The 15,081-nt window shown below is 57.9% G+C and carries 13 protein-coding genes; 1 reads left to right on the plus strand and 12 read right to left on the minus strand.

Going from position 1 to position 15,081, the window contains the following annotated elements; genetic code table 11:
- Nucleotides 1–869 precede the first annotated feature (869 nt).
- The 12 genes from mscL to glgB form a co-directional block, all read right to left on the minus strand.
- Nucleotides 870–1,313 carry a large-conductance mechanosensitive channel protein MscL gene (gene mscL / locus ABIL25_08650; GenBank protein MEO0082343.1) on the minus strand — a complete coding sequence of 148 codons (444 nt, stop codon included), beginning with the start codon at nucleotides 1,311–1,313 and terminating at the stop codon, nucleotides 870–872.
- Nucleotides 1,307–1,633, minus strand: a complete 327-nt coding sequence (locus ABIL25_08655; protein MEO0082344.1) for a hypothetical protein — start codon at nucleotides 1,631–1,633, stop codon at nucleotides 1,307–1,309. The genes mscL and ABIL25_08655 overlap by 7 nt, the downstream gene beginning before the upstream one ends.
- Nucleotides 1,634–1,649: 16 nt before the next feature.
- Nucleotides 1,650–3,200, minus strand: a complete 1,551-nt coding sequence (locus ABIL25_08660) for a M28 family peptidase (GenBank protein ID MEO0082345.1) — start codon at nucleotides 3,198–3,200, stop codon at nucleotides 1,650–1,652.
- A 10-nt stretch (nucleotides 3,201–3,210) separates the two neighbouring features.
- Nucleotides 3,211–4,704 carry a methylenetetrahydrofolate--tRNA-(uracil(54)-C(5))-methyltransferase (FADH(2)-oxidizing) TrmFO gene (gene trmFO / locus ABIL25_08665; GenBank protein MEO0082346.1) on the minus strand — a complete coding sequence of 498 codons (1,494 nt, stop codon included), beginning with the start codon at nucleotides 4,702–4,704 and terminating at the stop codon, nucleotides 3,211–3,213.
- 62 nt (nucleotides 4,705–4,766) lie between these two features.
- On the minus strand, nucleotides 4,767–5,114 hold the full coding sequence (locus ABIL25_08670; GenBank protein MEO0082347.1) for a DUF3795 domain-containing protein: 348 nt from the start codon (nucleotides 5,112–5,114) through the stop codon (nucleotides 4,767–4,769).
- Between the two features lie 61 nt (nucleotides 5,115–5,175).
- On the minus strand, nucleotides 5,176–6,744 hold the full coding sequence (locus ABIL25_08675; protein ID MEO0082348.1) for a mucoidy inhibitor MuiA family protein: 1,569 nt from the start codon (nucleotides 6,742–6,744) through the stop codon (nucleotides 5,176–5,178).
- A 23-nt stretch (nucleotides 6,745–6,767) separates the two neighbouring features.
- A complete protein-coding gene (gene mnmA, locus ABIL25_08680) occupies nucleotides 6,768–7,838 on the minus strand; it encodes a tRNA 2-thiouridine(34) synthase MnmA (protein ID MEO0082349.1) in 1,071 nt (356 codons plus the stop codon).
- A 72-nt stretch (nucleotides 7,839–7,910) separates the two neighbouring features.
- The gene (locus ABIL25_08685) at nucleotides 7,911–8,186 is read right to left on the minus strand and encodes a zf-HC2 domain-containing protein (GenBank protein MEO0082350.1); all 276 of its coding nucleotides are present in this window, start codon (nucleotides 8,184–8,186) and stop codon (nucleotides 7,911–7,913) included.
- A 10-nt stretch (nucleotides 8,187–8,196) separates the two neighbouring features.
- The gene (locus ABIL25_08690) at nucleotides 8,197–8,916 is read right to left on the minus strand and encodes a sigma-70 family RNA polymerase sigma factor (GenBank protein MEO0082351.1); all 720 of its coding nucleotides are present in this window, start codon (nucleotides 8,914–8,916) and stop codon (nucleotides 8,197–8,199) included.
- A 35-nt stretch (nucleotides 8,917–8,951) separates the two neighbouring features.
- Nucleotides 8,952–10,466 carry a 4-alpha-glucanotransferase gene (gene malQ / locus ABIL25_08695; protein MEO0082352.1) on the minus strand — a complete coding sequence of 505 codons (1,515 nt, stop codon included), beginning with the start codon at nucleotides 10,464–10,466 and terminating at the stop codon, nucleotides 8,952–8,954.
- 12 nt (nucleotides 10,467–10,478) lie between these two features.
- Nucleotides 10,479–11,954, minus strand: coding sequence for a DUF3536 domain-containing protein (locus ABIL25_08700; protein ID MEO0082353.1), 1,476 nt, complete (start codon nucleotides 11,952–11,954; stop codon nucleotides 10,479–10,481).
- 6 nt (nucleotides 11,955–11,960) lie between these two features.
- Nucleotides 11,961–13,979, minus strand: coding sequence for a 1,4-alpha-glucan branching protein GlgB (gene glgB, locus ABIL25_08705; protein ID MEO0082354.1), 2,019 nt, complete (start codon nucleotides 13,977–13,979; stop codon nucleotides 11,961–11,963).
- A 206-nt stretch (nucleotides 13,980–14,185) separates the two neighbouring features.
- Here glgB and ABIL25_08710 point away from each other — a divergent pair, with 206 nt between their 5' ends.
- On the plus strand, nucleotides 14,186–15,004 hold the full coding sequence (locus tag ABIL25_08710; GenBank protein ID MEO0082355.1) for a methyltransferase domain-containing protein: 819 nt from the start codon (nucleotides 14,186–14,188) through the stop codon (nucleotides 15,002–15,004).
- Nucleotides 15,005–15,081 lie beyond the last annotated feature (77 nt).

Raw genomic sequence — 15,081 nt, forward strand, 5'->3', positions numbered from 1 at the left:
AAGGCCGATCCTACTCCAGCCGAAATGATTCTACACGCTCAGAATGGCAATGCAAACGGCGCAGGATACGAAGAAACACAAGACGAACTTCGCAAAATACGTAACGTAACACTATAGTAATATATGACTTAGCACTCATGGCCCACCGCTGGAGTCGGCACTAGGATTACCATCCGTCCCACGAACCGGGGAACGACTCCCCCAACGACTCCCTGGGTCGCCTGTCGGTTCGTCCCTTGAGTGAACCCACCGGTGAATCAACAGGCTATTCAGGGAACTAACTGACGATACATCAGTGGGTTGACTTACCTGGCTGCTGGCCTATTCGTCTATTGAGCGATATGGCGATACAATGGCAGGTTTATCCGTTGGTTCGATTGACGGATTACTGGACGGTTCAGTGCAGAAGCCGGTCGGCAAATCGCCCGTCGGATTGTCTTGCAGGAGGTCTGCGGCACGGTTTGCCGGATAGAGATGTAGGTTCATGGTGGTCCTGAGAGCACGTCGGCGGTTCATGACCGTTAGGATCGTGCTTTGTGCTAGGGGCTAGCCGAGTGCTTGGCCAAGTACTCTGAACAGCCGGAGAGTGGCGACTTCGCTCAGGTTCGCACATACGCAGCGCTGAAAGGATGTCAGGAGGCCATCCTTGTTTATCCTGCCACACTCCAGCGTCCGCTAGATACCACTCCTCGCGGCATAAGGGTAAGAAGCGCAACCTTCCTTCTGGGCCGTGACCTGGAGGAGGGAGGAAATTCTTTTCTCGACGAATTACTGGAACGCAACCGGTCGGACTAAAAAACACTTGCCCCTAATACCCGGGGGCGGTAATTTTCCAACGGTTACAGTCTGGTCTGCCCTGGTCTCTGACGCTATCCAAGCTGCGAGGTGCAATGCGGACAGCGCTTGGCCGCGATGGGGATGGCTGTCGCGCAGTGCGGGCATTCCTTGGTGTTGGCCGGTGCTGGCACCGGCTGACGCCGCAGCCGGTTCATACCCTTCACCAGAAGAAACACGCAGAAAGCGATGATGATGAAGCTGATAATGGTGTTGATGAAAAGACCGAGGTTCATCGTCACTGCGCCCGCGGCTCTGGCATCAGCAAGCGCCGGATACGGCCCGGGTGTAGCGCCTTCTTTGAGCAGTATGTACAGATTGGAAAAATCAACCTTGCCTAGAAGTAGACCAATTGGCGGCATCAGAACGTCGTCCACAAGCGACTTGACGATGGTACCAAATGCCGCACCGATGATGATGCCCACGGCCATATCCATTACGCTGCCCCGGAGAACGAACTCCTTGAACTCCTTCAGCATTTCTCCTCCTCTCTCGAATCAGTATACTGTCCGTCTGTGGTCTTGCTGCTGGAGTGAATCGGGCCTGCCAGAAAGCCCAGAACCAGCGCCACCAGCGCGTCAATCTCTGAGCGCAGGGTGATTGTCTTCCCCGGCCTTGCGCTCCTGATGTTTGCAATCGCGGCCGTACCTGCAATCATGCGACCCTCGATGTCGACTGACTGAAGCACCTCCAGTAGTTTCTCCTGGGTCTCGTGCTCGTCGAAGTCCAGCCCTGGGTAACGGTGAGACCACCGTCGCAGCTTTGTCATCCATTCGAGCAGTTCGTGATTCTGCATCATCGCTTCTACCTGTGAACTACCGGGTTACGACTACCTTCCGGACGGCTTGAGCTTGCCTTCCTCTCACAAAGTACACGCCTGGACTCAGCCCGCTCACGTCATTTGGGCCGATGCGCAACTCCATAATCTTTCGCCCTGCGATGTCCAGCAGTTCTGCCCTGTATCCTGTATTCTGTCTGCCGCCTACCATCCTCAGCACTCCACGCACGATGCTTGGGCCGGACTTGTATCTCGTGGCCTGTGGCTTGTAGCCTTCTTCGATTCCCACAGGTACATGCGCTCCGGCCAGCTTGGCCACCGTGGCTACAAGCGCTCTAATGAGCTCAACGTGTAATGGCATGTTGTTCGTACCGCAGTTGACGTAGTGGAATGGACCGATGGTATCACCAGTCGTATGGTACATCGGAGTCCGGTCCCGGTATCGGCCACGGATAGCCAGATATCCGTACTTCCAGAACGAGTAGTGGTCTGATGCCGGGTCATTCAGCAGGTATTTCCTGCACTTCAGGTCGGTGAAGGTATCGGCCTGCGCCACGAAGAACTCGGCAAACTGTTCAGTCTGGGGCAGCATTGATGTGTACACAATGAGCAAGGAATCCACTAGACCGTAGGAGACCATGTCGAAGTTGATTGCCAAGGCAATGGAATCGCCCCGGTCCCGGCTCCGGCGCACAAAGCTGTCCGAACCAACCAAACCCTGTTCTTCTCCAGAAAACCCGATGAACAGTACCGTCCTCTCGAACTCGATGCCTTGAAATACCCGGCATGCCTCCAGCACTGCGTTCGCGCCTGATGCGTTGTCGTCGGACCCGGGTGCCAGAGTGTTCGGCGACTCCGAGGTGCAATCCACGTGACCGCAGATAACATACAACTGCCTGGGATTCATCCGTCCCAGCTTCATGCCGATAACGTTCGGAGCATAGTTGGACCGAAATGTATCAAGCCAGGTACTGTCGCACCCGTAGTCCGCGAATCTCGACCGCACCCAGGCTATCGCCCGGCGGCATGAGTCAGTAGTTGAATACCGGGTTCGGAACTGCCTCAGCCGCACCAGTGTCTGTTCTGAAGTCTCGGCACTGACCCGTGACACGAGTTCTCGTATCAGGCTGTCCAATACGGGCATGGGTTCGGGCACTCGACGATCGTTCCGGAGCACCACGGGCTCCATCCCGATACCACACAGTTCGACCGGTAGGGTGTTCAGACCGAGGACGGCGTCCTCGGTCGTGCGCAAGAGAACGCCCAACTCGTCTTCGGTCAATATCGCGCCGAACGGCTCAAGGGCCTTCCGGTCAAAGCCGGCCGCAGTCATCACGTACACGTAGCTCTTGCTTTCTGGCTCTGTGTCCAGCACGGTTACCCCGAAACCCGCCTGCCTAAGCTGTTGCAGGACGCCGTTATCCGCTTGGCACAGGCAGTATCCGGAACCGACAAACAACACCGGCACGCCTGCACGTGAGACATCGGTCGCGCTCCGGCCCGGCTGCAGGTCCAGGCGTACCAACCAGCTTGACGCAGAGGTGAGCGCGACGAATAGGCACAGGAAAAGTCCGACGCGGATTCTCACGCTCGAAATGCTAAGTCTGGCCGCGCCCAAAGTCAAACCCGATCCGGGCGGCGAAGCTTTGCACTGCACCGAGCGCACGCTCGGCCAAGAGCCGTTTCTTCTCGCGGCCTCTAGCTCTGGACTTGAGCGGCGGCAGAAGCCCGAAGTTCGCATTCATCGGCTGAAAGCGTGGCGCGATACCACCAACCTCTGTCATAGAACATCCTTTTGGTCCCGTTTCTCCTGCGACATACTGTAGCAGACTTCCCATCATCGTCTCTTTCGGCAGCCCGACCGGCTCCCGTCCCTGCGCCAACCGTGCCGCATTGACGCCCGCGACCAGCCCGGCGCCGATTGACTCGACATAGCCTTCAATCCCGGTCAGTTGACCGGTAATAAACAGGTCCAGCCTCGATCGCGTCTGCAAGGTGGGCAGCAACACCTTCGGCCCGTCCAAATAGGTATTCCGGTGCATCGAACCATAGCGCAGAAACTCGGCCTTCTCCAGACCCGGAATCATTCGGAACACCCGCGCCTGTTCGCCGTGCCGCAATCTGGTCTGGAATCCAACCAGATTGTACATCGTGCCATCAGCATTCTCGCGCCGCAATTGCACCACCGCAAACGGCTGTCTGCCTGTTCTGGGATCGGTAAGCCCGACCGGCTTCATCGGCCCGAATGCAGGCGCCATCCTGCCCCTGCGCGCCATCTCCTCTATCGGCAGACAACCTTCAAAGAAGATAAGCTGGGACATGACCGAATTGTCCGACAATTTGGATTGTGCCCCCGATCCGGTAACCACTGGAGCCGGGACTGTATCCCAAGCCCTCACTGGATGCAGCTCGGCTGTAATCAGAGCATCAATGAACTGGTTGTACTCATCTTCTGACATCGGGCAGTTCAGGTAATCCTCGCTCGCACCGTGCCGCGAGCCGGCAAATACGCGGCTCATATCCAAGGACTCCACCGCAACAATCGGCGCAATGGCGTCATAGAAAAATAGCTGCTCAGAACCAAGCAAGGCCGTCAAGGCATCAACCATTGACTGCGAGGTCAGCGGCCCGGTGGCGATGACGATGATGTCTCTGTCGCTTCGAGCCAAAGGCAAGGTGTCCCGCCCTTCAGGTTTCAGAATGGTAGCCTCGGGCAACGCTGTCACCTCCTCCCGCACAACCTCTACTCCGGCTTGGTCAAGCGCTGCCTGTACCTCGGCCGAAAAACGCTTGCGGTCCACCACCAGGGCCTTGCCGCCCGGAATTCGTGCCCGCTCCGCGCACTCAAGCAGAGCCGACCCCAGAATCCGAAGTTCGGCCTTGAGGAGTCCGTGTGCGTTCTGTGGCTCATCTGACTTCAGGGAATTGGAACAGACCAGTTCGGCCACGTCCCCGGTCTGGTGCGCCTCGGTCATCTTTTCCGGGCGCATCTCGCAGAGCCGTACCGGCACTCCGTGCCGGACGCATTGCAGTGCTGCCTCGCAGCCCGCAAGCCCGGCACCGATGACGAGAACGCTCGACGCTCCGCCCATCACTCTCTACGTCGAGGTCCTGACCGACACGCAGTTCTCAGGTTATGCTTTTCGCTCGCGCTTTACTTTCTCTCTGCCCTGACCGTCGCCAAGCGCTTCCGGGCAGCCGGTACGTTCTTCAGGAACCCGTCGAGCTTCTCGCAGGAGTACGCCGCGCAGTATCCGCAGTTCGGCACCTTCTTCCGCTTCGCGCACTTGCGGATGTCACACATTGCATCGCAGTAGTACACATGCGCGCCGTTAGTCAGACACCCGGTGCAGTTGATCTCCTCCGGCTTGAAGTCGTGCCCGAACGACCTGGACCATTCGGCTGCGGTTTTCTTCCGCAGCTCGTTATCGTTCTTCATGGTCGCAATCAGCGCAGGACATACTCCGCAGTCAATTCCACAGTAGGCTATCATCTCTGCCATTGTTCCTCCCTTCTGCTGGTCAGCATTCTCTGCTCCCTACTCTCTTCTCTCTCTTCCCTTCCTAGTAAAGCCCCTGCACGCGCCTGCCGGCCGGGTATTCAACTGTGAACTCAAGGTCAACAACGAAACGGCCCTTACTTTCCAGTTCCGGCTTCCACGTGTAGGTACCCTTGTCCGCATTCTGCGCCAGGAATTTCGGCTCAACCTTGGTCACGTTGACCTTCACTTCACTCTGCTGGGACACGGGAACCTGCTCCACAAGCTCAATCTTGATGGTCTTGGGCAGGTAGTTCTCGACCATCGTCTTGTAGGAGAACTGGGCCTTCTCGGTCTTGGCGAAAAGCCCGCCTCTTGACTTGAAACTCTTCACCAGTTCTCGCGTCACCTTCACCCGCTCATCCACGCCGAAGCTAACCTCGGTTGTCTCGCCCGGCGCGATCGGCGACAGATAACTGGAACCGGTGTACTCATCGCCGACATAGGTGCTGGCCTCGCCAGCAAGAAACACAAACGGCGTGGTGTTGACGATCCGACCTTGCAGAAACGCCTGTGGCCGGGTGCGTGGCAAGCAGTAGTAGCCGTAGTCGGCCGTAAGCCCGGCCTCCCGGAGCAGGAGTTTCTTCGGCGCCTCGCCCGACTTGAGGCTCACGCGGCCGGGTATGACATACTGCAGCGAGATGCCGGTCCCGACCGCCGCCACTTCGTCGTAGCTACGTTCCTGGGCCTCGGCCTTCATCGCCGCACCTGGGGCAAGCATCGTCTCGGCCATCATGCCCGTTTCCGCTCCCAGACGTCGGACCTCGACCAACGACAGGTACCACGGTTCCGGCTCAGGTGCGATTATGCCAAACTCTGGCCTTGAGGTAGAAAGTACAACTCTTACCTGGTCCCAGTCCTCGCCGGTCTTCTGACTGAGCTTGCAGAAGTAAGCCAGCCCGACCTTGTCTTGGTCCGGCCTGGCTCTAAGCTCGTAGTACGGCACCCAGCTTGCGCCATACGACACCGCATAGGAAAGCCGTATGCCGTAGGTACCAGGCACGGCCTCATAGTCGAACCTGACCTCTTTCCGATTCTCAACTGCGGCCCGGGCATCGTTGTACTCCTGCCGTGCCGCATTGAGCTGCTTCTGCACTTCCTCCTGCTCGCGGCCAAGCCCGACCTGCCGGGCCATCGCCTTGGCCATCTCCTCGGCCATGAACGACAGTGCTTCGCGCCACGACTGAGCTGATATCCTGCCCTGTTGCAGCTCCTTGGCGATGAGCTCCGGCGTGCCAAGCTTGATTGACTTCAGGAATTCCACCTTGGCCTTGACAATGTCCTCTTCGTCCTTGAGCTTCTTTAGCTGGTCCTCAAGGTCCTTGACTTTCTGCTCCAGCTTCTTCACCGCCGGCGTCGGCTCGGCCAAGTAGCCTTTGCGAACCTGAACCTCGCCGACAACGAGTCCGGGCGCACTGATGCGGACTGTATTATCATCCAGCGCCCCCGGCAGACCTGTCAACACAAGTTCCCCTGCTCCGGAAACAGTGACCCGGGCTGTGCGCACGACCAACACCTGGTTCGGGTACACGATCACTGAATCCACGTTTGAACTTACGATTACGGCTATTACTGATAGAACTACCGCGACCATCGTTCCTCCTCTTCGCTTATCACCTAGCCGCTAACTCTTATCACTCCCCCACCCAGCACCATGTCACCTTGGTAGAACACCGCGGCCTGTCCCGGCGTCACTGCGAACTGTGGTTCCCTGAACCTCATCGTTGCACGCACTCCCGCGGGCTCAACAACCGCGAATCCGCCCTCGTGCTGGCTTCGTATCTTAGCCGCCACCTCAATACTACCAGATGGTTCACGGCCCGAAATCCAGTGCACCTGCTCCAGCTCAGCCACTTTAGACAGTGCTTCCTCGTAGATGCCAATCACGACTTCGTTAGTTTCCGGTCTCAGTCCTACTATGTACCTCCGCTCCCCAAACGCTATTCCCAGACCCTTACGCTGTCCCACCGTGTAATGTGCAACGCCCTTGTGCTCACCCAGTATCCGGCCTTGAGTATCCACGACTTTGCCCGGCCGGAAGAGCTCCGGGCTGCGCTGCTTCAGAAAACCGGCCCAGTCTTCTCCCGCCACGAAGCATACTTCCTGACTTTCTCGCTTCTCTGCCACCGGCAGTTTGCTCCGGTGGGCCAGTTCTCTCACCTCCCTTTTCGTGAGCTCGCCTAATGGCATCACCAGATGCGCCAACTGCTCCTGCGTCACCCGGTACAGGAAATACGACTGGTCCTTGGCCGGGTCCTTTCCCCGCAACAGCCGCCAGGTGTCGCCCTCATCCGCTTGGATGCGGGCGTAATGTCCTGTTGCCAGTTTTTCTGCTCCCAGTTCGATTGCCCGTCCCAATAGCAGTCGGAACTTCAGCCGCTCATTACACCTTATACACGGGTTGGGTGTCCTGCCAAGTGCATACTCACGGCAGAAGTCAGCAACTACCTCGCTCTCCATCTGCTGCCGGAAGTCAATCGTGTAGTGGGGAATGCCCAGCTTCACCGCCACCTTCTGCGCGTCCCGAACCGCCTGCCGGCCACAGCAGGACGGCACCCTTGCTTTCGGCCCGGCAGCACAGTCCACAAGCATCATTGTCACTCCGACCACCTCATGCCCCTGCTCTTTCAACAGCAACGCGGCGACCGAGGAGTCAACCCCGCCACTCATCGCCACAACAACACGCATGGGAGGACACCTTTTCCTGACGCCAAGCGCTGGGTGTGGAACGCGCTACCTATGGCCAGAAGCGTCGTCGCCTCACCCGCCTCTATCCGAGCGTAGTTCCTTCAACAGGGTTTCCCAGAGCTGACGGTGCGTCGTCTCGGGTATGGGCTGGCCCGGCTCGGTTCGGCAGCAGACGATAAGTCGTTCCATCTTCCACAGCATCCGGGCACAATCGGCGCAGGAGGTCACGTGCGCCATCAGCTCCTGGCGAGCCTCAACCGTGACTTCGCCATCCAGATACTCATTCACAAGAACAAACAGCTCTTCGCACTCCGGGCAGGAGTAAGTCTCCTTGTCTTTGTGCTTCATTGTCGCTCCGCTATAAATAGTCTGCCAGCTTATCGCGCAGGGCTAGACGACCTCGGTGCAACCGCGACTTCACCGCTGGCACCGATAGTTTTAGTATCTTACCTACCTCTTCATTGCTCAGGCCTTCAAGGTCGCGCAGCACGACCACCGAACGGTAGTCCGGTGGCAGGGAATCAACCGCATCCTTCAATGCTTGGCGCAGCTCCCGCTGCCGCATCATCTGCTCTGGGTTGTACTTGTAGTCCGGTATCTCAAGCGGCAGGTCGCCATCTTCCCCCACCGGCTCGTCCAGCGACATAACTACCGGTGACTTACGCTGGCGCAGTTTGGTCAAACTTGTATTCGTGGCGATGCGGTACAGCCAGGTAAAGAAACTCGACTGAAACTTGAATTTTCCAATAAAACGATAAGCACGAAGAAATGTGTCTTGCAGTGTCTCTCTTGCATCTTGCTCGTTACCCATGAGCCGGTAGATAACGTTGTACACCTTGCGTTCGTACCGTCGCACCAGCTCCTCGAAGGCCTCGGCGTTCCCGGCCTGGACCCGTCGCACCAGCTCATCGTCCGGGACTGGCAGCGCCTTGGGCGCAACCGCAATAGCCGAACCAGAACGGCGCTCGTTCTGTGTTGCAACCAGCTCTCGCTCTTCTTCTAACCTGCTCCCGCTTGCATCGTTAAGAGTAGAACCGGCGACAGGCGTTTTCTCAGTCAGCGTTTCGTCCTGTGGCACTCTGGCTAAGATACGCCCGGCCCGGAAATTGTCAACTAGGTGTGTCGCCCGGTCTTTCTGGTCAGTTGTAGCAGTGTACGGGCGTCCGCATCGCTCGGCCCCCCGGGACTCAGCCGCCACTGCCAGTTGCCGGATACCGTGGCTGGCCTGTTCATCCGGGCCTCGGAGCCAAGAGCGAGCACATCCTGAAGCGGAATGATCACGACGCGAGCGCGGGACTCAAGGCAGGCGCGCACAAGCTCGAGGCTGACCGTGGATGCGTCTGGTTCGTGCCCAAGGAATCGGGCGAGGTTTTTCCTCTCAATCTCTCTGGCGTCACACTCAAACCAGCCGCGTACGGTATTGTTGTCGTGGGTTCCGGTGTAGTAGAAGGTGTCGGGCGTCACTTTCGCCGGCAGGTGCGGGCTCCGTCTTGTGCCAAAACCGAAGAGCAGCACTTTCATTCCCGGTAGACCGAACTGTCGGCGGACGCGCTCGACCGCAGGCGTAATGTGGCCCAAATTTTCAGCAACGAATGGCATCGCGGGAAAGATACTCCTCACAGCGGAAAGGAGTTCGGTGGCCGGCGCCCGCACCCACCGACCGTGTACGGCAGTGGCGACCCGGGCCGGCACCCGCCAGTAAGCAACCAGTCCGCGAAAGTGGTCGAGGCGGACAATGTCATAGAGCAGGAGTGAGTGTCTGATTCGTCTGAGCCACCACCTAAACCTAGTGCGGCGATGCTCACTCCAGCAATAAACCGGGTTACCCCACAACTGGCCGGTCGGTGAAAAGTAGTCCGGTGGCACGCCGGCACTGAACCGGGGCCGGCCATGTTCGTATAGCTCGAACAGACGTTGGTTCGCCCAGACATCGCTTGAGTCGGCGTCAACGTATATCGGCAGGTCCCCGATGATCGCGATGCCCAGCCGGTTGCAGTAACGCTTGAGTGCAAGCCACTGAGTGAATACAAGGTACTGCTCAAATCTGACTCGGTCGAGCTCTTTGGAGAAGGCGCGGGACAGCTCGCCGAGTACAGCCGGGCTGCGTCGGCGCAGATGCGATGGCCAGTCGAACCAGGCCACGCCACCGAACTTCTGTTTGAGCACCTCATACAGGGCGTAGTCGTCAAGCCAGTACGCATGGCGGCGACAGAACCTGCGGTACGCCGTCATTCTATATGAACCAGGGTGCGCGACGCTCCTTGCCCACGCATTGTCGAGCAACTTTCTCTTCCAGGCCGCGACCCTGACATAATCCACCATGCCCGGCAAGAACAGGGGCTGCCGTGCTAGGTCGGCAAGGCGCACCAATTCTTGGCGCCGAAGCAGTTCCGGACTGACATAGAGTGGGCTCAGGGCAAACGACGAACGGCTGTGGTACGGTGAATTGCCATGAAACGGGTCGGTCGGATTCAAGGGCAGAACCTGCCAGAACCGCTGGCCAGCCGAGACGAGCCAGTCGGCAAAACGGTAAGCAGCAGGCCCGAAGTCACCGATACCGTGGTCCTTGGCCTGAGGTTTGGTGGGAGGGAGCGAAAACAGCGGAAGCAGGATACCCGAGCACATCATGTGCTTCACGCTTTATGTCCTTGGCCTGGTAGCGAACCGGCGGTAGATGTCAGCGCCGGTACCAAATTCGGAAATGTTGCTTCGGGCCTGGCCGAGAATATGCAAGTACTCGGGTTCAAGGTCAAGCCCGCACAACTGCCGACACAGCTCAATTGCCCGGCACGCACACCGTATCACTTGGATTGCCGTCAATTCGGACAGGTCGTCGAAAAACCAGCCGTCTGAAGACAGTGCGAGCATCATAAAACGCTGCATCTCCAATAGACCAACGGCAGGGAAATGCGAGCCGTCGCCGCGGACGTGGTTGGTCAGGAAACATTCGAGTCGCGACCGGTCAAGCAGAACTTCGATATAGTCATCGCGCGCCTGCCACGGGTCGAAGAAAAACCGGCCAGCTTCGCACTCATATACCTCAGCCAATCGGTCGCGGAGCATTTCCATCGCCTCGCGCAGCGGCGCTCGCCAAGCCTGGTTCCAGTTTGGATGTCCACCGGTCGAGCACCCGCAGTCCTTCCGCCACCGCTCGACTCCGTGCGGACAGCTCCAGGATGTATTCTCACTAATCAGCACCTCGTGTCGGGGCGGGCAGAAATCAAGAAACTCGGCCGGGACAGTAAGCGGCACACCCGATGAACCAAGCTTGGAAAAACACGCGGCAAGCGCCATCTCACCGAACTTATGGTGGTGACCGTAGGTTTCGCCGTCCGTAGCAACAAGCAAAAGGCGGGGCTCTGAAGCATGTGTACGGGACTCAGCCACCAGCCGGTCGGCAAGCACGCGACCGTCCTTGAGCAGTCCACCAAAGGCCACGTCGCGCGCAACCGCCGCATCGTAAAAGAAGACACAGATACTACTGCCGGACTCGAGCCGTACAAGATATGGCAGACCGCTATCAAGGCTCGAGGCGTCAACGTGCTGCCACCTACTGTGTGCAAGCAACCGGACTGCCCTTGCCTGGTGCGGACTAAGAATCGTGAATCTGATGCCGAGTCCGGCCAGGATTTCTAGAGTCTTATAGTCAACCGCGGTTTCGGCCAGCCAGATGCCTTCGGGCTTGCGGCCGAACCGATACTCAAAATCCCGAATTCCCCACACAGCCTGCGTGCGCCGGTCTCGATCGGAATCAAGCGGCGCAATCGTATGGTTGTACATCTGCGCGATGGCTTGACCATGGCCCGAGAAATGAGCCTGGCCTACCCTGTCAGCGGCAAGCACCGCCCGGTAGGTATCAGGTGCATGGCGTTCCATCCAACCAAGCAAGGTCGGACCAAAATCGAAGCTTAGACGCTCGTAGTTATTGACTTCAGCTACAACGCTCGCACCCGGGCCCATGAGTCGCGCCCGAGCATTGGGCGCGTAGCACTCAGCCGTGACCCGCTCGTTCCAGTCGTGATACGGCAGAGCCGAATCTTCTCTTGCGACATCGCCGCTCCACGGGTTCTCCCGGGCCGGCTGATAGAAGTGGCCGTGGATGCAGATATAGCGCACTGAGCTTCACACCCGACGGTCTGCACCGGGTCCGGGTTTGAATACCACCATCGCCAGTGGCGGCAGCGTGAGGCTGACAGATTGTGCAAATCCGTGCATCGGCACCGGCTCGGACTCGACCCGGCCGAGATTACCCAACCCTGAACCGCCATATTCGCGGGCATCGGTGTTTAGGAGTTCCTGCCATGCTCCGGCCCGCGGCACACCGATGCGATAGTCGTGCCTCGGCACGGGGGTGAAATTGGCGGCAGCAAGCAACTCCGAGGATCCTTGGCTGCGGCGCAGAAAGGAAACGACACTTGCCGCCGCGTCCTGACAGTCAACCCAGCGAAAGCCGTCCGGTTCGTTGTCCAGTTGGTACAGTGCTGGCTCGACGCGGTACAACCGGTTCAGGTCGCGTACAAGCAGAGCAACACCCCGGTGTGGCTGGTGTTCAAACAGCTCCCATTGCAGTCCCGCGTCGTGATTCCACTCCTGCCGTTGCCCAAACTCACCTCCCATGAAAAGAAGTTTCTTGCCCGGATGCAGATACTGATAGGCAAGGAGCAGTCGCAGGTTGGCGAACTTCTGCCACTCATCGCCCGGCATCTTCGCCAGCAACGAACCCTTGCCGTGTACTACCTCGTCATGAGATAAGGGCAGAACAAAGTTTTCAGCAAAGGCATACAGCATTGAGAACGTAAGACGACCGTGATGATACTTGCGATAAACCGGGTCACGGGAAAGATAATCCAGCGTGTCGTGCATCCAGCCCATATTCCACTTGAATCCGAACCCGAGCCCGCCGCTATCAACCGGCCGCGAAACTAGTGGCCAGGCGGTTGACTCCTCGGCAAACGTCTGGATGCCGGGATGATACCGATAACCAATGGTGTTGAAAGTCCTGATGAATTCGATTGCCTCGAGGTTCTCTCTGCCGCCTTCCCGGTTTGGCACCCACTCGCCCGGCTTGCGCGAGTAATCTAGATAGAGCATCGAGGCTACTGCATCCACCCGCAGACCATCAGCATGGTACTTGTCAAGCCAGAACAGAGCGCTTGACACGAGAAAAGAGCGCACTTCGTTGCGGCCATAGTTGAAAATCAGTGAGTGCCAATCCGGGTGCCGCCCCTGCCGTGGGTCCTCGTGCTCATACAAACAGGTGCCATCAAACCATGCAAGCCCGTGCGCGTCGTCCGGGAAATGTGCGGGTGACCAGTCAAGGATGACGCCAATGCCAGCCTGATGCAGGTGGTCTATCAAGTACATCAGGTCCTGAGGCACCCCAAACCTTGCGGTCGGAGCGAAGTAACCAAGGGTCTGATAACCCCACGAGCCGTAGTAAGGATGTTCCATCACCGGCAGGAATTCCACGTGGGTAAAGCCCTGTTCCTTGACATAAGGCACAAGTTCATCTGCCAAGTTGCGCCAGGTCAAACTTTGACCGTTCTTTCTGCGCCAAGAACCGGCGTGGACCTCGTAAATTGAAACCGGCGAATGGTGCCAGTCTGACTTGCCCCGGTGTTTCAGCCACTCGGTGTCATGCCACTCGTAGTTGAGGTTCCACAAACGGGAAGCGGTGCCGGGCGGTGTCTCGCAGTAGAACGCGAACGGATCGGCTTTGTCGAACTGGCGTCCATCCCTTGTCGTTATCCGAAACTTGTATCTCACACCAGCGAGTGCCGTCCCCGGTACTCGGCACACTGCGTCCTCACTTTGTTGCCCTGAGCTCCCTGAGAAGACAAAGCCTTCCCAGATGCCAGAACCGTCCCATCGCACTGCTAGCGGATGTGAATCCGGATTCCAATCGTTGAAGTCACCAATGACCGACACCGCCTTTGCATTCGGCGCCCACACCGCAAACAGTACACCGCAACCACTTCCTGCCGGCATTAGGCATGGCGTGTGATGCGTGCGACCTTCTGCGCTCTTGGTACCGACAATATGCGCTCCGAGCTTCTCGTACAGTCGAAAATGTTTTCCTTCACGGAAGAGCCAGATGTCCTCGGTAGTCAGCAGACTCGGACCGTGAACGATAGCGGTCATCGGTTGCCGCTGATGATAGCATCGGGGTCTCATTGGTCAACCGGAGTTCGAGGTAAGGCTAGCGCGTAACCGTCTATGAACATAGCTTAAGCCAACAGCCGCTGTCCTACGGCCTGAGGCCGGAAACTCGGATTAGGGCACAAGCTTCATTGCGACATTCGGCTTTGGCTTGACCGAGAAAGACAGAAAGTCTATAGTCAAATTGAATGTCAGCAAAGCCGTTCTCCGCGTTCGCCCGATACTACGACCGGTTCATGCTACGCTACGTGGACTACCCAGGTTGGGTGGATTACGTGGAACGGATTTTCAAGAAGTTCGAACTGGCCCCAAAGACAGTACTGGACCTTGCGTGTGGGACCGGAATTCCAACCGTACTCTTGGCCAAACGGGGATACCGAGTGATTGGGGTGGACCGCTCGGCCGAGATGCTCGCAGTGCTCGCCGAGAAGTGCACCGGCCTACCGATCCAGTTAGTACGGGCCGAGATGACTGACTTCCGTCTTGATGAGCAAGTGGATGTCGCCATTAGTTTGTACGACAGTATCAATTATCTTCTGTCTGAAGCGGAACTTGGACGTTGTTTCGAGTGCGTGTACCGGGCGTTGATGCCGTCCGGGCTGTTCGCATTCGATATGAATACAGTGTACAGTCTGTCAAAGTTCTGGGGCAACCGGGTAACGTCGAGGAATGCAGATGGTATCGCATCAGTTTGGGAGAATACGTTTGACGATCGGACAATGGTCTCAACGTTGCATCTGACCTTTTGGGAGGAACGTCGCGCGTTAGGTGGGGGCACGCGTCAGCAGCGGGATGCGGAAGATGGTGGGCAGCCAGCGTCGAGCGGTGAACCGGTACGGTTTGAGGAGGTACACCAGGAACGGGCCTACACAGAAAGGGAGGTAGCACGCTGTCTGCGGCAGGCCGGGTTCGCGAAGTCCTGGTTCTACAGCCACGGTACGTTCTTCCCAGTCACGCCCTTGACCACAAGGATGATGGTGGTAGCAAGAAAGGGAAACAGCAAGTGATTGATACCCAGCGCCCAAGTCTAACACGGCAGTAGTCATGTATGGAGAAGCAGCTAGAAAGGGGTTGGGTTCGGAAC

It is taken from the genome of candidate division WOR-3 bacterium (assembly GCA_039801365.1).
Classification (GTDB): domain Bacteria; phylum Hydrothermota; class Tepidihabitantia; order Tepidihabitantales; family Tepidihabitantaceae; genus JBDRUN01.